Source organism: Pseudomonas sp. Z5-35, assembly GCF_051131945.1.
Lineage (GTDB): Bacteria > Pseudomonadota > Gammaproteobacteria > Pseudomonadales > Pseudomonadaceae > Aquipseudomonas > Aquipseudomonas marvdashtae.
This window is the reverse complement of record NZ_CP071640.1, coordinates 3076953-3094682: the sequence shown is the minus strand read 5'-3', so window position 1 is coordinate 3094682 and position 17730 is coordinate 3076953. Positions and strand designations below refer to the sequence as shown.

Here is a 17730-nt window from a genome sequence, read left to right as displayed (position 1 = left end):
CGGAGACTCAAATGCAAAAACTGATGAAAACCTTGCTGGCCGGGGCGTGCGCGACGGGCTTGCTATTGGGCAGTGTCGCCGCCCACGCGGACGAGATCCGCGAGCGCACCTTGCGTTTCGCCTTCCAGAACGTCAAGGAGCACCCGCAAGGGCAGGGCGCGCAAAAGTTCGCCGACCTGCTCAGCGACAAGAGCGGCGGCAAGATCAAGGTTCGTCTGTTTCCTGGCGGAACCCTGGGCGGCGACGTGCAGACCGTCTCGGCGCTGCAAGGCGGCACGCTGGATATCACCGTGCTCAACTCCGGCATCCTGGCCGCCCAGGCCGCGGATTTCGCCATGCTCGACTTCCCGTTCCTGTTCAATAACGCCGAGGAAGCCCATGCAGTGATTGACGGGCCAGTCGGCCAGAAACTCGCGGCGCAACTGGACAGCAAGGGCCTGGTCGGCCTGGGCTATTGGGACCTGGGTTTCCGCAACCTGACCAATAGCAAGCATCCAGTGGCGAAACTGGAGGACATGCAAGGCCTGAAGATCCGGGTCATCCAATCGCCGATCTACCTGGAGACCTTCACGGCCCTGGGCGCGAACCCGGTGCCGATGGCATTCCCCGAGGTCTACACCGGCCTGGAACAACACACCATCGACGGGCAGGAAAACCCGTTTACGGTGATCGAAGGCAACAAGTTCTACGAGGTACAGAAATACCTTTCGGTGACCGGCCACATCTTCAATCCGCAGTCGCTGATCATCAGCCAGAAAACCTGGAATCGCCTGAACGATGATGAAAAGGCTCTGGTTCGCGCGGCGGCAGCCGAGGCGCAGACCTTCCAGCGCGAGGTCACGGCAGCGAGCATGGACAAGGCGAAAGCGACGCTGGCGGGCGCAATGACCGTCAACGAAATCACTCCGGCCGAGAAAGATCGCTTCCGCGAGCGCGTGCAACCGGTGATCGACAAATTCGCCAAGTCCCTGGACGGTGACCTGGTGAAGATGATGTATGCCGAAATCGCCAAGGTGCGTGCTGGGCAGTGAGGATGATGTCCTGATTGGATCAGACCGGTGGAGGCGGCCAAGCGCGCTTCCACCGGTTTTTTATGCCTTCAACGGATCATTGTGCACCGGGAACCGCCAGCCACTGCCCAATCACTTTCTGATAACTGCCGTTGGCCTTGCTCAGGTGCAGCCATTGGTCGACATACATTTTCCAGCTGTTGTCGTCACGAGGCAGCAGGTAGGCCTTCTCGCCGTATTGCAGGTATTGGCTCGGGTTGACCGCGCAGAGGCCCGGCTTGAGCTTCTGTTGGTAGAGCGCTTCCGAGGCATCGGTGATCATCACGTCGGCGCGTTTGTCCAGCAGCTCCTGGAAGATCGTCACGTTGTCATGAAAAGCGAGTTGGCCCTTGGGCAGGAACGCTCGCACGAACGCTTCGTTGGTGCCGCCGGCCGGTTCGACGAGACGCACCGAAGGCTGGTTCATCTGCTCGATGGTCTGGTAGCGCGACTGGTCCTCGCAACGCACCAGCGGGATCTTGCCGTCGACGTCCAGGGTGCTGCTGAAATAAGCCTTCTTCTGCCGCTCCAGGGTCACCGAAATCCCGCCCATGCCGATGTCGCATTTGCCGGCGATCATATCCGGCATCAAGGTTTTCCAAGAGGTCTGCACCCATTGCACCTTGACGCCCAGGCTCGCCGCCAGGGAGCGGGCCATGTCGATATCGATGCCTTCGTAATCGCCCGATTCAGCCTTGTAGGTGTAGGGCTTGTAGTCGCCCGTTGTGCACACCCGCAGTTCACCTTTTTGCAGCACCTGGTCCAGGTGCGAAGGGGTTGGCTCGGCCAAGGCGCTGGCGCAGAGCGCGAGCAGGCCGCAGAACGTCATCGTGCTTGTTATGGTTTTCATATTGATAGGACGTCTCGCAAGGGGAGGGACTAGGCCGTCGAGTGTAGTAAAAGTGTCGGCGGGCTGTCACTGAAGGGCGAAGCCGAGCCGTCATTCCTCTGGGGCGGTGGGTGGCTTAGCGGGAAATGAGCCCATGGTCGATTGCGTATTTCACCAAGGCGGCGGGTTTATCGATGTTGAGCTTGCGGCGGATGCTCAGGCGATGGGTTTCGACGGTGCGGACGCTGATGTCCAGTTCCCGGGCCATTTCCTTGTTGTTTAGCCCTTGGGCCATTTTCGCCAGGACCTGGCTTTCGCGCGGTGTCAGTTCGCTGTCGGTGTTCGGGTCGGTGGCGAGGCGCTGGGCGATCTCGGCGCTGTAGAAAGTGCCGCCGCTGATGATGGCTTCTATGGCGGCGACGATTTCCTTGGACGGTGAATTCTTCAGGACATAGCCGCTAGCACCGGCGCGCACCGATTCGCTGATGTATTCATGATTGTCGTACATGCTCAAGATCAGGATCTTGAGGCTGGGGTACTGCTTGCCCAGCAGCCGGGTAAGCTCCAGGCCGTTCATGTCCTTGAGACCGATGTCCATCAGCAGCAGGTCCGGCTGGCAGCGCTCCACCATTTCGATCGCCTGCACGCCATTCTCCGCTTCGCCGACCACGTCTAGTTGGGGCATGACGGACAGCAGCGCACGGATGCCGTCGCGGACCAGGGAATGATCGTCGACCAACGCGACGCGTATAACCGCAGGCAGGTTCATGGGCAGGTGCTCTTGTTGAAATGAATGCGCATCAGCTTTCCGTGGCGGGCATGGTCATGGGCAGCAAGATATCTAGCTCGCTTCGTCCCGGTACCGATGTCAGTTCCAGCCGTCCGCCGAAATGCTCGACCCGTTCGCGGATATTACGCAGGCCGATCCCCGTATGGCCACGTTCGACCTGCGGGACGTTGAAGCCCATCCCATCGTCGACCACGGTCAGGCGCAAGGATTGGCCCGAGCCGAACAGGGTGATGGCGACACGTTTCGCCCCGGCGTGTCGCTCGATGTTGGTCAGCGCTTCCTGGGCGATGCGGAACAGCGAGACGGGGGCGCCGTTTTCCAGGCGACAATCGAATTCGTTGCTCCGGTAGGCGACCTCCAGGCCGCTGCGCTGCTCGAATTCTGCCGCGAGCTGGCCGATGGCGGCGGGCAGGCCCAAGGTGTCGAGCAATGAAGAGCGCAAGTCGTGGGAGATGCTGCGGATTTCACCGATGGCTTCACCCAGGCGATCCGTGGCGTTTTTCAGGATACCCAGGCCGTTTTCCTGGCCATTTTCGAGTACATGGCTGGCCAGTTCGAACTGGAATTTGATCGACACCAATAATTGGCTGATACCGTCGTGAAGCTCGCGAGACACCCGCGAGCGTTCTTCTTCCTGCAAGCTGACGATGCGCTGGTTCAGGCGCTGGAGTTTCTTGTCGGCCAGGCGGTGTTCGCTGACATTGAGGGTGATGCCGCCGGCGAACACCAACAACACCGCCACCAGTGCGATGGCGGCGATGGCCTGCATGGTGGTGTGGATGCCTTGGGCCACTTCGTCGCGTGCCTGCTGGGTGGCGCGTTCGACGTCCTCCAGGTAGATCCCGGTGCCGAGCATCCAGCCCCAGCGATCCAACATCACGACGTAGGCGAGCTTGTCGGTCACTTGGCCGGAGGAGGGCTTGTTCCAGGCATAACGCTGGAAGCCCTCGCCTGATTCGGCGCTCTTGAGCAACGCCTGGATCACGGGCAGGCCTTGAGGGTCCTTCATGTCCCAGAGGTATTGCCCCACCAGCTCCGATTGGCGGGCGTGCATCAGGTTGCGACCCTGGCGGTCGTAGACGAAGAAATAACCGTTGATGCCAAAGCTGAGCTTGCGCAGTTCTTCCAGCACCTGCTGCTGCGCCCGCGCGTCGCCCTTGCCATCGTCGTACAGCGGGGCGATCAGGCTCTGGGCCATTTCTACGTAGTTCTTCAACTCGGCGCGTTTGCTGGCCAGGATACTGTCTTCGATCAGTTGCGCCTGTTGATCGCCCAGCTGGCGGTTGAGCGAGATGACCAAGGCACCAATAACGGCAATCGCCAGGACCAGCGGCAAAATCCCGAGGGCGACGATCTTGTGTTTGAGCAGCATCTTTACTCCTGTCCGGACTCGGCGGGGAGGCGAATGGCGGCATCATATGCCAAACCCATGGGGCAGGCATAAAACCTATGGCAGCGGGCATCTACGTAGTACTACGTAGGTACCCCGTACGTAGTACTGCGGATTTATTTATTGACGGCTTGCAGGGATATTGGGTCGGCTCCGAATAGCCGGGGCACACTATAAAAACAATCGCCGCAATCCATTGGATATCGGCAGGAGACACGCAATGACAACCCGTCTGGTTAAACACCTCGCCTGGTTTGCCGTGGCTGTTCTGGGAGCTTGTGCGCTGAGTGTCGTGGCCTTGCGCCGCGGAGAGCCGATCAACGCCCTCTGGATCGTCGTCGCGGCCGTGGCCATTTACCTGGTCGCCTACCGCTACTACAGCCTCTTCATCGCCAACAACGTGATGCAACTCGATGCGCGCCGGGCCACGCCCGCCGTGCTCAACAACGATGGCCTGGACTATGTCCCGACCAACAAACACATCCTCTTCGGCCATCACTTCGCGGCCATTGCCGGCGCGGGGCCGTTGGTCGGGCCGGTGCTGGCGGCGCAGATGGGCTACCTGCCCGGCACGCTCTGGCTGATCGCCGGCGTGGTGCTGGCCGGTGCGGTGCAGGACTTCATGGTCCTGTTCCTGTCGACCCGCCGCAACGGTCGCTCCCTGGGCGACATGGTGCGCGAGGAAATGGGCCGCATCCCCGGCACCATCGCGCTGTTCGGCTGCTTCCTGATCATGATCATCATCCTCGCGGTGCTGGCGCTGATCGTGGTCAAGGCCCTGGCCGAGAGCCCATGGGGCATCTTCACGGTGATGGCGACCATCCCGATCGCGATGTTCATGGGCATCTACATGCGCTACATCCGCCCGGGCCGCATTGGTGAAATCTCGCTCATCGGCGTGCTGTTGCTGCTGGGTTCGATCTGGCTGGGCGGGCAGATTGCCGCCGATCCGGTCTGGGCCAAGGCCTTCACCTTTACCGGGATCCAGATCACCTGGATGCTGATCGGCTACGGTTTTGTCGCCGCGGTGCTGCCGGTGTGGCTGATCCTGGCGCCACGGGACTACCTGTCGACCTTCCTCAAGATCGGCACGATCATCGCCCTGGCGATCGGCATCCTGGTCACCATGCCCGAGCTGAAAATGCCGGCGCTGACCCAGTTCACCGACGGCACGGGACCGGTGTGGAAGGGCGGTCTGTTCCCGTTCCTGTTCATCACCATCGCCTGCGGCGCGGTCTCGGGCTTCCATGCGCTGATCTCCTCGGGCACCACGCCCAAGCTGCTGGATAACGAAACCAACGCGCGCTACATCGGCTACGGCGGCATGCTGATGGAGTCCTTCGTGGCGATCATGGCGATGGTCGCCGCCTCGGTGATCGAGCCGGGCGTGTACTTCGCCATGAACAGTCCGGCGGCGATCGTCGGCGGTGACGTGGTGACCGTGGCGCAAACCATCAGCGGCTGGGGTTTTGCAATCACCCCCGAGGCGTTGCAAGCGGTGGCCAAGGACATCGGCGAGACCACCATCCTGGCTCGCGCCGGCGGTGCGCCGACCCTGGCGGTGGGTATCGCGCAGATCTTGCACTCGGTGTTGCCGGGTGAGAACACCATGGCGTTCTGGTACCACTTCGCGATCCTGTTCGAAGCGCTGTTCATTCTGACGGCAGTGGACGCCGGCACCCGTGCCGGACGGTTCATGCTGCAGGATCTGCTCGGCTCGTTCGTGCCGGCCCTCAAGCGCACCGAATCGTGGACCGCCAACCTGATCGCCACCGCCGGCTGCGTCGCGCTGTGGGGTTACTTGCTGTACCAGGGCGTGATCGATCCGCTGGGCGGCATCAACACCTTGTGGCCGCTGTTCGGCATCTCCAACCAGATGCTGGCCGGTATCGCGCTGATGCTCGCCACCGTGGTGCTGATCAAGATGAAGCGCCAGCGCTACGTCTGGGTCACGCTGTTGCCGGCGAGCTGGCTGTTGATCTGCACCACCACCGCAGGCCTGATCAAGCTGTTCGACGCCAACCCGGCGATCGGCTTCCTGGCCCTGGCGCGCAAATACAACGATGCCCTGGCCGCCGGCCAGATCCTGGCCCCGGCCAAGAGCATCGAGCAGATGCAGCACGTGGTGTTCAACGCCTACACCAACGCAACGCTGACGGTGTTGTTCCTGTTCGTGGTCTTCAGCATCCTGTTCTACGCGCTCAAGGTCGGCATCGCCGCCTGGGGCACGAAAGAACGCACGGACAAAGAAGCGCCATTCCAGGCCCTGCCGGACGCTTGATCGAGGATTGCAACGATGTTCAATGACTTGAGTCGCCTCGGTAAATACCTCGGTCAGGCCGCGCGCCTGATGGTCGGCATGCCCGACTACGACAACTACGTCGAGCACATGCAAACCAAGCACCCGGATAAACCGCTGATGGACTACGAGGCGTTCTTCCGCGAACGCCAGGAGGCCCGTTACGGTGGCAAGGGTGGGCCCAAGTGTTGTTGAGTTGAGGTAAATCCTGTGGGAGCTAGCAAGCTCCCACAGTTGTTTCTGGGGTTCTCAAGGTTTGCATACGCCACAAATCCCCTGTGGCGAGGGAGCTTGCTCCCGCTGGCGTGCGAAGCAGGCCCCAGCGTTTCTTCAGGCCGACCGCATCGGCCGGTTTTGCGACTGCTGCGCAGCCGAGCGGGAGCAAGCTCCCTCGCCACGGGGCAGTTGTCTGGCTTGATTGCTTTATGAATCAGTCCGCCAACAACACCGCCGCATCGAAGCCCACCCGCAAGTTACCCCAGTGGCGGCCGCCGAAGAAGAAGGGTACGTCGATCTCGGTCATGATTTCCCCAGTGTCGCGCAGGTAGGTCTGGAGCAGGAAGCGCTGGACGTTGCCCGCCGCGCGCAGGCCGATCGGGTCGTTGAAGATCCGCTTGTTGCGGCACACCGGCAAGTCCACCGTGCGGTCGCCGGTCGGGGGCTTGGAAACCCAGCTGTTGTTGACCGGGCAATAGCCCTTCGTATCGACAATGAACGAGACCTTGCCGCCCGGCGTGCTGCGGGTGAGCTTGTCGCATTCCTCTTGGCAGGCCCGGGCAAAGCGCTCGGTGTAGCTGGTCAGGTATTGCTTGGGATCGGTGCCCGGAACCAGTTTGTAACTCTGATCGAACAGGTTGAGGCCCTCGTCTTGCAACGCCTGCAGACGCACCTGAAGCGTGTCGCGGCATTGGCTGGCGCGGGTGATGGCGGCGTCCAGCTTGCCATGGCCGAGCACGAAGCGACCCAACAAGGTCTGGACCTTTTCAGCAACGCCGGACAGGTCGCGAGTAGCCGTCGCCGATTGCTGCATACGCTGGTCGATGGACTGGCTATCGGCGTGGATTTGGGTGACCCGTTCGTTGATGCCGGTGTTGGTGTCGGCAAACTGCTGGATGTGGTCGGCGATGTCGGCGAGCTTGCCGTTGGTGGATTCGAAGTCGACGATCATGCTTTCGAAATGACCAGACGCGCGCTCCACGACTTTCTGGGTTTCCCGGGCGCTGTGGCTGATCTGGGTGGTCTGCTGGTGGGTCGAGCTGACTTCCTGGAGCATCGCGTCGATGTTGCGCGAAATGTCGTCGGTGGCGCGGCTGACGTTCTGCGCCAAGGTGCGCACTTCATCGGCCACCACGGCGAAACCACGGCCGCTTTCCCCGGCTCGCGCCGCTTCAATGGCGGCGTTGAGGGCCAACAGGTTGGTCTGGGCGGAGATCTGCTGGATCAGGCCGACAATCGACTTGATGCTCGAGGAGCGCTGGTTCAAGGCGTCCACCAGCGTAGCGAATTCGCCGAGGCTGGTGGAAATCTCGCTGATGTTGCCGGTCACTTCCAGCAGCTCGGCGTAGGAATCACGGGCCATGCTCAGGTTCTGCGCGGTGGTCCCTGAAATACCCTGGGTCTGGCGCGAGACCTCTTCGATACGGCCCACGGCGGTGTTGCTCTGGTCCATCACTTCCTTGGCGAAGCGTGCCTGGTGGGTAGCGCTGTCGCTGGAGTCGCTGATGTTCTTAAGCGAGCGGGCCGACTCGACGGCGATGTGCACAGTCAATGCCTGGACGTTACTGATGATCTCGCGCTGCTTGGCCAGGAAGCGGTTGCAAGTCGCGGCCAGGGTGCGGATCTCGTCGTGGGTCACCAGCGGCAGGTCCTTGGACAAATCGCCCTCGCCATTGGCGATCTCTTCCAGGGCCTTGGTCATGGTGATAACCGGACGAACGATGAGGTGGCGGAAGTACCAGACCATGAAACTGATCATGCCCAGCGTCAGGAACGCGCCGAAGAGCAGGGCATGGGTGAGGCTGTCGAGCCGATCTTCGATTTGTCCCAGCAAAGCGCCATCCAGTTGAGCGGTGCGCAACTGCAGGACAATGTCGGCGCGTGCACTGAGGGCCACCCAATACAGCAGACCACTGACCAGCACCAGCAGGAAAAGGCTTGAAAGCTTTTTCGTGAGGGTATCGAAAAACTGCATTTCGATAGACTCGTACAAGGCCTTTAACGTCTGCATCACTGCTCCAGGGAAAAAAAAGATTCGATGGCATACATTCGACCGATAGCGCCAAAGCTTTAGTACATTTGGGCTATTTGATATCACTTCGGTAATTCTGCTGTTCATGGGCTTTGCAGGCGATGGGACAGGGATGTCAATACCAGTAGCAGTGGATTAGACGAAAGTCGTACTAGCGCCTTGCCCAGCGACTGCTACGGTTTGAAAGGGAAAACAATAAAAACAAAACGGGAGGCCCCTCCATGTCCACTGAAAAGCAACAGGCTGCGCGTGCCTACTGGACGGAAAACCTACGCTGGATGCTGGTGCTGCTAGCCATCTGGTTCTTGGTGTCGTTCGGCTTCGGCATTTTGCTGGTTGATGTACTCAATACCATCAGCTTCTTTGGTACGCCCTTGGGGTTCTGGTTTGCCCAGCAAGGGTCCATTTATGTCTTTGTGGTCGAGATTTTCTTCTATGTCTGGAAGATGAATCAGCTCGATCGCAAATATGACGTTCACGAAGACTGAGGCCGATGAGCATGGATACCCAAACCCTGATCTACCTGTTCGTCGGCGCCTCATTTGCCCTCTACATTGGCATTGCAATCTGGACGCGGGCCGGCTCCACCAGTGAATACTACATTGCCAGTAAAGGCGTACATCCCGTACTCAACGGCATGGCCACGGGCGCCGACTGGATGTCGGCCGCCTCGTTCATTTCCATGGCGGGGATCATCGCTTTTGCCGGCTATGACGGTTCGGTCTACCTGATGGGATGGACGGGCGGCTACGTGCTGCTTGCGATGTGCCTGGCGCCGTACCTGCGCAAATTCGGCAAGTTCACCGTGCCCGAGTTCGTCGGTGCGCGTTATTACTCGCAGACGGCGCGGGTGGTGGCGGTGATCTGCGTGATTTTCATTTCCTTTACTTACGTGGCGGGGCAGATGCGCGGTGTGGGCATTGTCTTTTCCCGTTACCTGGAAGTGGATATCAACACCGGCGTGATGATCGGCATGGCCATCGTGTTCTTTTATTCGGTGTTGGGCGGCATGAAAGGCATCACCTATACCCAGGTGGCGCAGTATTGCGTGATGATCTTTGCCTACATGGTGCCGGCCATTTATATCTCGATAATGATCACCGGTAATCCGATACCGCAGTTGGGCTTCATCAGCGAAGTGACCGGCTCGGGGCAGAGCGTGATCGAACGGCTGAATGGCCTGGGCGCCGAGTTGGGATTCACCGCCTATACCGACGGCACCAAATCGACCACCGACGTGTTTTTCATCACCATGGCGCTGATGGTCGGGACTGCGGGCTTGCCCCATGTGATCGTGCGTTTCTTTACCACGCCCACCGTACGGGATGCGCGCAAGTCGGCGGGCTACGCATTGCTGTTCATTGCCATTCTCTACACCACCGCACCGGCCGTCGCGGCCTTTGCTCGCACCAATCTGCTGACGTCCATCCCCAATATCAGTTACTCCACCGCGCCGAGCTGGTTCAAGGCCTGGGAAAATTCCGGACTGATTGCGTGGGCGGACAAGAACAACGACGGCATCATCCAATACGGCCCGGGGGCGGCTTTGGTTGGCGCGCCGAGTTTTACCGGCGAGCGCGGCGCACATGAGCAGCGATTGCTCAAGAACCAGGTCTCGCCGGTGGCCAACGAACTGTATGTCGACAACGACATCATGGTCTTGGCCAACCCTGAGATTGCCGGTCTGCCGGGGTGGGTGATCGCATTGATCGCCGCCGGTGGCCTGGCGGCGGCGCTTTCGACGGCAGCGGGGCTGTTGCTGGTGATCTCCACCTCGATTTCCCATGACCTGCTCAAAAGCAACATCATGCCCAGGATCAACGAAAAGCAAGAGTTGCTCGCGGCACGTATTGCCGCCGGCGTGGCGGTGTTGATTGCCGGATTATTCGGCATCTATCCCCCGGCATTCGTTGCACAGGTGGTTGCGTTCGCCTTCGGGTTGGCGGCGTCTTCCTTCTTCCCGGTCATTGTCATGGGGATCTTCTCCAAACGTATGAACCGCGAAGGCGCCATCGCCGGGATGATCGTCGGGCTGACCTTCACATTTACCTACATCGTCTACTTCAAGTTCATCAACCCGACGATGAACACCGCTGAGCATTGGTGGCTGGGTGTTTCCCCTGAAGGCATCGGCACCTTGGGGATGCTCCTCAACTTCCTGGCTGCGGTGGTGGTGTCACGCTTCACCGCGCCGCCACCGGAGCACATCCAGCACCTGGTCGAGGACATCCGCGTACCGAGAGGGGCCGGTGCCGCCATCGACCACTGACCGGTCGCAAGCCCGCCACTGAATGGGGGACCAACAAACAAGGGCGCCGGAGTGATCCGGCGCCCTTGTTTGTATGGGGTGACCTTGAGGCGAAAGTGTTTACTGGGAATAATTCTCAAAGTATATTCGCTCTCATTCACATTCCCTCCCTCCAGAGTGCAGCGTCTTGAATCGTTCCACCCCTCTCGCTTACCGCAATGCCCTCGTCAAATGTGTTTTACCCGCGCTGTCCTGCTGTTTCATGGCCAGCCCCTTGAGGGCGCAGGACGCTCTCGAACTGCCCACTACGGATGTGCAAGGCAGTCGGATCATTCAGGACGAAGGCTACACGGCATCGCAAGCCAGCACGGCGAGCAAGAGCGATGTACCGATCAAGGAGGAGGCGCAGTCAATCAACGTGGTGACCCAGCAAACGCTGGCCGATTACCAGGTACGCTCGCTGGATGAGGCAATGAAGTTCGTCAGCGGCGTCAGCCAGGGCAACACCCTGGGCAACTCCCGGGACTCGCTGGTCAAGCGTGGGTTCGGCACCAATGACGACGGCTCGATTTTGCGCGACGGTGTGCGCTCGAACCTGGGCCACAACTTCAGCGCCACCACCGAGCGGGTCGAAGTGCTCAAGGGCCCGGCGTCGATGCTCTACGGCGCGCTGGAGCCCGGCGGGTTGATCAACGTCATCAGCAAGAAGCCCGAATACGTTCAGAGCACAACATTGAGCGGTTCCGCCTACAGCGAAGGCGGCGGCACCATGGCCCTGGACACCACCGGGCCGCTGGGCGACACGGGCTTGGCCTATCGCCTGGTCGCCGAGCGCGGCCATGAGGATTACTGGCGCAACTACGGGGTCAACGAAAGCACCCTGGTGGCACCGTCTTTGGCCTGGACCGGCGAGCGAGCTTCGTTGAATTTGAGTTATGAGTACAACGAATATTCCAATCCGTTTGACCGCGGGACGATATTCACCGATGGGCATCCGGCCGACATCGACTATGACAAGCGCCTGGATGAGCCTTGGGCCAAGAGCGTGGGGATTCGCGAAACGGCCACGGCGCGGTTCGAATATGAGCTGAGCGATGCCTGGAAAACCCGCGTGACTTATGGCTGGAACAATGACCGATACAGTCTTTCGCTTGCGCAGCCGCGTATGTCCGGCAATGTCCTTCAGCGTGCCGCCAATGGCGCGCATTATGACGATGAAACCCGCTACGCCAGTTGGGATTTCATTGGCAAACAGGAACTGTTCGGCCAGCGTCATGACCTGTTGATCGGCGTTGATAACCAGGTCTCCGATCAGTTTCGTGGCAAGACCTATCGTGGAGCTTTCCAAGCAGGCTTTGACCCCGCGGCACCGGTGTACGGTGGATTGGGAGAGCCGAGCAGAGTCAATGCTGTGCAAAGCAACTTGAGCAACAAACTGACCTCCAGTTCGGTGTATCTGAAGGACAACTGGCACTTGGATGATCGTTGGATTTTAGTGCTTGGAGGGCGCTATCAGCATTACGATCAGTTCAGCAAACAGGGGTCGATTAAGCCTGTAACAGTTCGCGACGACAACGGCGATGCGTTTGTGCCGTTCCTGGGCCTCGTTTATAAAGCTACCGAGGAGCTATCGTTCTATGGCAACTACAGCCGCTCGTTCAAGCCGAACGATACCGTCGATAAAAACCTTGCAACCTTCAAACCGGAAGAAGGTCGCAGCTACGAGATCGGCGCAAAATACGATCCGCTGCCGGGCTTGAACATCAATCTTGCCTTGTTCGATATCGTCAAAAAGAACGTCGTGACCACCGTTGACGATGTCTCCGAGGCCGCCGGCAAAGTCGGCTCCCAGGGCCTGGAACTCGACATCACCGGTCGCCTCGCCGACCGTTGGGACCTGATCGGCACCTACGCCTATACCCACACCGAGATTCTGGATGACCCAAGGAACGAAGGTCACCGCCTGCCCGACGCCCCCAAACACACCGCCAGCCTGTACCTGTCCCATCACCTGAACGTGCCCGCCGAATTTGGCGCCTGGCATGCCGGTGCCGGCGCGCGTTACGTCGGCGAGCGGGCCGCCAATGCCGCCAACGATTTCTGGCTCAGCAGCTACACCGTTGCCGACGCCTTCCTGCGCTGGGAATCGCCGGTGTTCGGCCACAAGACCTCGTTGCAGCTGAACGTCGACAACCTGTTCGACAAGCAGTACTACCCGTCGTCCACCGGCAGCCAGTTGATGGTCAACGTCGGCGAGCCGCGTACCGCCAGGTTGAGCGCCAGCGTGACGTTTTAATCGTGACGTTCTGATCAGAAGGTACCAACGAAAATGCCCGGACTTCAAAGGCCGGGCATTTTTTTCGCGGGTCACTTTCTTTAGTTCGCTGTCACGAGCAGCGCCGGTTTATCCCACCGAAATGCCAGCACCGCCTGCTGGTTAAACAGCTCCAGGGATTTCTTCTTCTCGCCACAGATAAAACTTGCCTACAGTGAATGGGTATAAATTTCCCCTTTTCAGGGCATTTAATGTTGCCGTCCCGTCTCGTTGCACCGATTCGACCCGTTTGTCGCCAAGTCGCGGCAATTCGAAAAAAAGGTCTCAGGCCTCAAACGCGCTTGCGTCGCGAAATTGAAAAGAAATTTCGCTTTTTCATCGTCCTGCGACGTTTTTTCCAGCATTGTTTCAATCCATGGGACTTAGGCACAGCCTTTGCTTCGGCTCCGGTAGAACGAACCAACGAGGTCTTCGAGACGTAAATACAAGGGGGCGCACGTCATCCAGACGCAAAGGCCTGAATCAGAGACCCATGCCTAACGAGGTGTTCAGAGAAACAGGGCTCATAAAAACAAGGCAAGGCCAGACTTGGTGGAATGACGACGTAATAAGAAATGCCGTGTACGACACGGCTGGGAGTTGGCTATGCCCCACGCTTTTTTCAACGAAATGTATGACGCAAAGGGTGATTGCCGCCCGCATTACCAAGCTTTCTCGCGCTGGCTGGCGGACACGCCGCTGGAGCTGTTGGAGCAACGCCGGCGCGAAGCCGACCTGCTGTTCCATCGGGCGGGCATTACGTTCACGCTCTATGGCGACGAGCAGGGCACCGAGCGCCTGATCCCGTTCGACATCATTCCCCGCAGCATCAAGGCCAGCGAATGGCAAATGGTCGAGCGCGGCTGCATCCAGCGTGTCCAGGCCCTGAACATGTTCCTGGCCGATATCTACCACGGGCAACGCATTCTCAAGGAAGGCATCATTCCGGCCGAGCAAGTGCTGGCCAACGAGGGTTACCAGATCGCGATGCAAGGCCTGGACCTGCACCGTGGCATCTACGCCCATATCGCCGGCGTCGACCTGGTTCGCGATGGCGATGGCAGCTATTACGTGCTGGAGGACAACTTGCGTACGCCCAGTGGCGTGAGCTACATGCTCGAGGATCGCAAGATGATGATGCGCTTGTTCCCCGAGTTGTTCGCAGCCCAGCGCGTGGCGCCCATCGACCATTATCCGAATTTGCTGCTCGATACCCTCAAAAGCTCAAGCCCCTTGGAAAATCCGACCGCCGTGGTGCTCACCCCGGGGCGTTTCAACAGTGCCTATTTCGAACATGCCTTCCTGGCCCGGGAGATGGGCGTCGAACTGGTGGAAGGTGCGGACCTGTTCGTGCGCGATGACCACGTCTACATGCGCACCACCGCCGGTCCCCGGCAGGTCGATGTGATCTACCGTCGCCTCGACGATGCCTATCTCGATCCGCTGTCGTTCAATCCTGACTCCATGCTGGGTGTGCCCGGGCTGGTCGCAGTCTATCGCTCCGGCAACGTGGTATTGGCGAACGCGATCGGCACTGGCGTGGCGGATGACAAGTCGATCTATCCCTATGTCGACGAGATGATCCGTTTCTACCTCACCGAAGAGCCGATCCTGAAGAATGTGCCCACCTGGCAGTGCCGCAAACCGCAGGATCTGTCCCATGTGTTGGCCAACCTGCCCGATCTGGTGGTCAAGGAAACCCAGGGCTCCGGTGGCTACGGCATGCTCGTGGGGCCTGCCGCCACCGCAGCGGAAATCGAAGATTTCCGCGCCCGCCTCAAGGCCAGGCCCGAAGCCTACATCGCCCAACCGACCTTGAGCCTGTCGACGTGCCCGACCTTTGTCGAAAGCGGCATCGCCCCGCGCCACATCGATTTGCGTCCGTTCGTGCTATCGGGCAAGGAAACCCGCCTGGTACCCGGCGGCCTGACCCGTGTGGCCCTTCGCGAGGGCTCGCTGGTGGTGAATTCGTCCCAGGGCGGCGGCACCAAAGACACTTGGGTAGTGGAGGATTAAGACATGCTTTCAAGAACCGCTTCTGACCTCTATTGGATGTCCCGCTACCTGGAGCGCGCCGAGAACCTGGCGCGCATGCTCGAAGTCAGTTATTCACTGTCGCTGATGCCCCAGGCCGGGCGCAGCGACGGGCACGCCGAGCTGGCGATGTCGCTTTTGGCGGCCGGTACCCTGGACGACTACAACGCCCGTTATGACGCGCTCAACAGCGAGCGCATGCTGCATTTTTTTGCGCTGGACGAAACCAACCCCGGCAGTATCTACAGCTGCCTGCGTGCCGCGCGAACCAATGCCCATGCCGTGCGCGGGCGTATCACCGCCGACATGTGGGAGAACATCAACGCCACCTGGCTGGAGATGCGCAACATCGCCAGCAACGGCCTGGGCCGCTACGGCATCAGCCATTTCTGCGAATGGGTCAAGGAGCGTTCGCACCTGTTCCGTGGCGCGACGTCGGGCACGATCATGCGCAACGACGCCTATTGCTTCATTCGCCTGGGCACCTTCATCGAGCGGGCCGACAACACCTTGCGCCTGCTGGACGCGCGCTACGAAATGTTCGGCGAGGAGTCGGAGGAGGTCAGCGACAATTCGGCCCGTGGCTACTATCAATGGAGTGCCTTGTTGCGCGCGCTGTCTTCGTTCGAGGCGTTCAACGAGATCTATCGCAACGCGCCGAATGCCGAGCAGGTGTCCGAGATGTTGCTGCTGCGAGCCGACGTCCCGCGCTCGCTGCACGCCTGCATCGAAGAACTGGACCATATCCTCTCCAGCCTGCCGGGCAACAATGGCCGTCCGGCCCAGCGCCTGGCCGCCGAGCTGAATGCGCGGCTGCGCTATTCGGGGATCGATGAAATCCTCGCCTCGGGCCTGCATCAGTGGCTGACCGAGCTCATCGGCCAGATCCGTCATCTGGGCCAGACTGTTCACGAGTCCTATCTGGAGGTGGTATGAAACTGTCCATACGCCATGACACGACTTACAGCTACACCGATGAAGTCTGCACCAGCATCCAGTTCCTTCGCCTTACGCCCAAGGACAGCCAGCGCCAGCGAATTTTGCAATGGCACCTGGAATTGCCGCGCCTGGTGCGCAGCCAGCTCGACCCTTACGGGAATATTCTGCATGTGATGACCATGGACGAGCCCCACGGCGCCCTGGTGCTGACTGCTTACGGTGAGGTGCAAATCCACCAGGCGGTGGAAATGGAACCCGATAGCCAATCGCCGCTGCCGTTCCTGCGCACCAGCCACCTGACGCAGATTGATGACAACCTCAGCGCTTTTGCCGTTGCCCAATGCGGAGCACGGCGTGATCGTTCGGCGCTGTCCGACTTGATGAACGGCCTCGCCGAGCGCATGCCCTACAGCCCCGGTACAACCGCCGTCAGCAGCACCGCCGCCGAAGCGTTTGCCGGTGGCGCGGGCGTCTGCCAGGACCATACCCATGCATTCGTGTCCTGCGCCCGCAGCCTGGGCGTACCGGCGCGCTATGTGTCCGGCTACCTGTGCACCGAAGATGAAAACCATCTGGCCAGCCACGCCTGGGCGGAAGCCTGGCTGGGCGACGGCTGGTACAGCTTCGACGTGACCAACCGCCTGATCCGCCCCGACCGACACCTGAAACTGGCGGTCGGCCTGGACTACCTCGACGCCTGCCCGGTGCGCGGCATGCGCCGCGGCGGCGGGGCGGAGCAGATGCACGCGCGGGTGCAGGTGAGTTCGATGGTGCAGGTGCAGCATCAGTAATTCAATGGTTGAAGCCTGAGGTTTCATCGCGAGCAAACCACCTCCCATGGAGCCACGTACTGCGTAGCCCCAAACCGTGGCGAGGGAGCTTGCTCCCGCTGGGCTGCGCAGCAGCCCTGAAACCAGGCGCTTCGGTCCATCAGGCAGAACACATTCAACGGCTTGGGGTCGCTTCGCAACCCAGCGGGAGCAAGCTCCCTCGCCACAAAAGCTGCGAACCTGTCATCATCGCGCTTCGCAACACGCCCTTAATCGAGGAACAGCGCCATGGACGATGTACAGCAATTGGGCGAAATGCTCCGCCACTACGCCGACAGCGAAGCGCACAAGAAGCAACTACACCAGGCCCAGTCCGCGGTCTGGGCTGAGCAGATCGAGGCGTTGTACGGGCAAATCGAGCAGTGGTTGGCGCCGGTCATGGCGCCAAACCTTCTGGAATTGCGTCGTGAGGCGTATGTCGCTCATGGGCCGAGTGTTCCTGCCGAAACGGCCGGTTTCAAGACCCAGAAGCTGACGTTATCCATCACCGGCAAGCCGGTTGAGTTCGTGCCGGATGTGATGGGCGCGGGTGGGTTGATTTCCTTGTCGATCATTGGCCTGACCGCCACCCGCCACGGCAGCATTTCCCTGGTTTGCCAACCGCCATCGACACAGTGGCAATGGCGTCGGACCAACGGGTTGAAGGATCCGGATACGTTCGTTTTCGATGCGGGTTTTCTCGCCCAGCAGTTACAGAGCCTGATACCGCGCGAGCGAGGCTGAACACTTCTTCTGTCCGGCGCAGGCAAAAACCTGATCA

Annotated in this window: 14 protein-coding genes; 10 read left to right on the top strand and 4 right to left on the bottom strand. The window is 60.1% G+C overall.

Going from position 1 to position 17730, the window contains the following annotated elements; translation table 11 throughout:
* Nucleotides 1-11 precede the first annotated feature (11 nt).
* A complete protein-coding gene (locus J3P95_RS14125; protein WP_434557441.1) occupies nucleotides 12-1031 on the top strand; it encodes a TRAP transporter substrate-binding protein in 1020 nt (339 codons plus the stop codon).
* A gap of 76 nt (nucleotides 1032-1107) precedes the next feature.
* On the opposite strand, the gene J3P95_RS14120 is transcribed toward J3P95_RS14125, so the two are convergent.
* The 3 genes from J3P95_RS14120 to J3P95_RS14110 all read right to left on the bottom strand — a co-directional run bounded on the left by J3P95_RS14120 (nucleotide 1108) and on the right by J3P95_RS14110 (nucleotide 4040).
* Nucleotides 1108-1899, bottom strand: coding sequence for a transporter substrate-binding domain-containing protein (locus J3P95_RS14120; RefSeq protein ID WP_434557440.1), 792 nt, complete (start codon nucleotides 1897-1899; stop codon nucleotides 1108-1110).
* A 115-nt stretch (nucleotides 1900-2014) separates the two neighbouring features.
* Complete coding sequence (locus J3P95_RS14115) at nucleotides 2015-2647, bottom strand: response regulator (protein ID WP_434557439.1); 633 nt, start codon at nucleotides 2645-2647, stop codon at nucleotides 2015-2017.
* 31 nt (nucleotides 2648-2678) lie between these two features.
* Nucleotides 2679-4040 (bottom strand): cache domain-containing protein, encoded by a 1362-nt coding sequence (locus J3P95_RS14110; RefSeq protein WP_434557438.1) that lies wholly within the window; start codon nucleotides 4038-4040, stop codon nucleotides 2679-2681.
* 238 nt (nucleotides 4041-4278) lie between these two features.
* Here J3P95_RS14110 and J3P95_RS14105 point away from each other — a divergent pair, with 238 nt between their 5' ends.
* Complete coding sequence (locus J3P95_RS14105) at nucleotides 4279-6339, top strand: carbon starvation CstA family protein (RefSeq protein ID WP_434557437.1); 2061 nt, start codon at nucleotides 4279-4281, stop codon at nucleotides 6337-6339.
* A 15-nt stretch (nucleotides 6340-6354) separates the two neighbouring features.
* A complete protein-coding gene (locus J3P95_RS14100) occupies nucleotides 6355-6552 on the top strand; it encodes a YbdD/YjiX family protein (RefSeq protein WP_003201656.1) in 198 nt (65 codons plus the stop codon).
* Between the two features lie 235 nt (nucleotides 6553-6787).
* On the opposite strand, the gene J3P95_RS14095 is transcribed toward J3P95_RS14100, so the two are convergent.
* Nucleotides 6788-8584 carry a methyl-accepting chemotaxis protein gene (locus tag J3P95_RS14095; protein WP_434557436.1) on the bottom strand — a complete coding sequence of 599 codons (1797 nt, stop codon included), beginning with the start codon at nucleotides 8582-8584 and terminating at the stop codon, nucleotides 6788-6790.
* A gap of 242 nt (nucleotides 8585-8826) precedes the next feature.
* Here J3P95_RS14095 and J3P95_RS14090 point away from each other — a divergent pair, with 242 nt between their 5' ends.
* The 7 genes from J3P95_RS14090 to J3P95_RS14060 all read left to right on the top strand — a co-directional run bounded on the left by J3P95_RS14090 (nucleotide 8827) and on the right by J3P95_RS14060 (nucleotide 17693).
* Nucleotides 8827-9093, top strand: coding sequence for a DUF4212 domain-containing protein (locus J3P95_RS14090; RefSeq protein ID WP_434557435.1), 267 nt, complete (start codon nucleotides 8827-8829; stop codon nucleotides 9091-9093).
* An 11-nt stretch (nucleotides 9094-9104) separates the two neighbouring features.
* Complete coding sequence (locus tag J3P95_RS14085) at nucleotides 9105-10874, top strand: sodium:solute symporter family protein (protein WP_434557434.1); 1770 nt, start codon at nucleotides 9105-9107, stop codon at nucleotides 10872-10874.
* 241 nt (nucleotides 10875-11115) lie between these two features.
* Nucleotides 11116-13149, top strand: a complete 2034-nt coding sequence (locus tag J3P95_RS14080; RefSeq protein WP_434580882.1) for a TonB-dependent siderophore receptor — start codon at nucleotides 11116-11118, stop codon at nucleotides 13147-13149.
* Nucleotides 13150-13773: 624 nt separating this feature from the next.
* A complete protein-coding gene (locus J3P95_RS14075; protein WP_434580884.1) occupies nucleotides 13774-15183 on the top strand; it encodes a circularly permuted type 2 ATP-grasp protein in 1410 nt (469 codons plus the stop codon).
* Between the two features lie 3 nt (nucleotides 15184-15186).
* Nucleotides 15187-16137, top strand: a complete 951-nt coding sequence (locus J3P95_RS14070; RefSeq protein WP_434557431.1) for an alpha-E domain-containing protein — start codon at nucleotides 15187-15189, stop codon at nucleotides 16135-16137.
* On the top strand, nucleotides 16134-16931 hold the full coding sequence (locus J3P95_RS14065) for a transglutaminase family protein (RefSeq protein WP_434557430.1): 798 nt from the start codon (nucleotides 16134-16136) through the stop codon (nucleotides 16929-16931). Before J3P95_RS14070 ends, J3P95_RS14065 begins: the two co-directional genes overlap by 4 nt.
* A gap of 267 nt (nucleotides 16932-17198) precedes the next feature.
* Nucleotides 17199-17693 (top strand): hypothetical protein, encoded by a 495-nt coding sequence (locus tag J3P95_RS14060; RefSeq protein ID WP_434580886.1) that lies wholly within the window; start codon nucleotides 17199-17201, stop codon nucleotides 17691-17693.
* The last annotated feature ends 37 nt before the right edge of the window (nucleotides 17694-17730 follow it).

Bases quoted from the DNA above. Each gene is read 5' to 3' on its own strand.
- J3P95_RS14125 (WP_434557441.1), top strand. From the start codon at position 12: ATGCAAAAACTGATGAAAACCTTGCTGGCCGGGGCGTGCGCGACGGGC.
- J3P95_RS14120 (WP_434557440.1), bottom strand. From the start codon at position 1,899: ATGAAAACCATAACAAGCACGATGACGTTCTGCGGCCTGCTCGCGCTC.
- J3P95_RS14115 (WP_434557439.1), bottom strand. From the start codon at position 2,647: ATGAACCTGCCTGCGGTTATACGCGTCGCGTTGGTCGACGATCATTCC.
- J3P95_RS14110 (WP_434557438.1), bottom strand. From the start codon at position 4,040: ATGCTGCTCAAACACAAGATCGTCGCCCTCGGGATTTTGCCGCTGGTC.
- J3P95_RS14105 (WP_434557437.1), top strand. From the start codon at position 4,279: ATGACAACCCGTCTGGTTAAACACCTCGCCTGGTTTGCCGTGGCTGTT.
- J3P95_RS14100 (WP_003201656.1), top strand. From the start codon at position 6,355: ATGTTCAATGACTTGAGTCGCCTCGGTAAATACCTCGGTCAGGCCGCG.
- J3P95_RS14095 (WP_434557436.1), bottom strand. From the start codon at position 8,584: ATGCAGACGTTAAAGGCCTTGTACGAGTCTATCGAAATGCAGTTTTTC.
- J3P95_RS14090 (WP_434557435.1), top strand. From the start codon at position 8,827: ATGTCCACTGAAAAGCAACAGGCTGCGCGTGCCTACTGGACGGAAAAC.
- J3P95_RS14085 (WP_434557434.1), top strand. From the start codon at position 9,105: ATGGATACCCAAACCCTGATCTACCTGTTCGTCGGCGCCTCATTTGCC.
- J3P95_RS14080 (WP_434580882.1), top strand. From the start codon at position 11,116: ATGGCCAGCCCCTTGAGGGCGCAGGACGCTCTCGAACTGCCCACTACG.
- J3P95_RS14075 (WP_434580884.1), top strand. From the start codon at position 13,774: ATGCCCCACGCTTTTTTCAACGAAATGTATGACGCAAAGGGTGATTGC.
- J3P95_RS14070 (WP_434557431.1), top strand. From the start codon at position 15,187: ATGCTTTCAAGAACCGCTTCTGACCTCTATTGGATGTCCCGCTACCTG.
- J3P95_RS14065 (WP_434557430.1), top strand. From the start codon at position 16,134: ATGAAACTGTCCATACGCCATGACACGACTTACAGCTACACCGATGAA.
- J3P95_RS14060 (WP_434580886.1), top strand. From the start codon at position 17,199: ATGGACGATGTACAGCAATTGGGCGAAATGCTCCGCCACTACGCCGAC.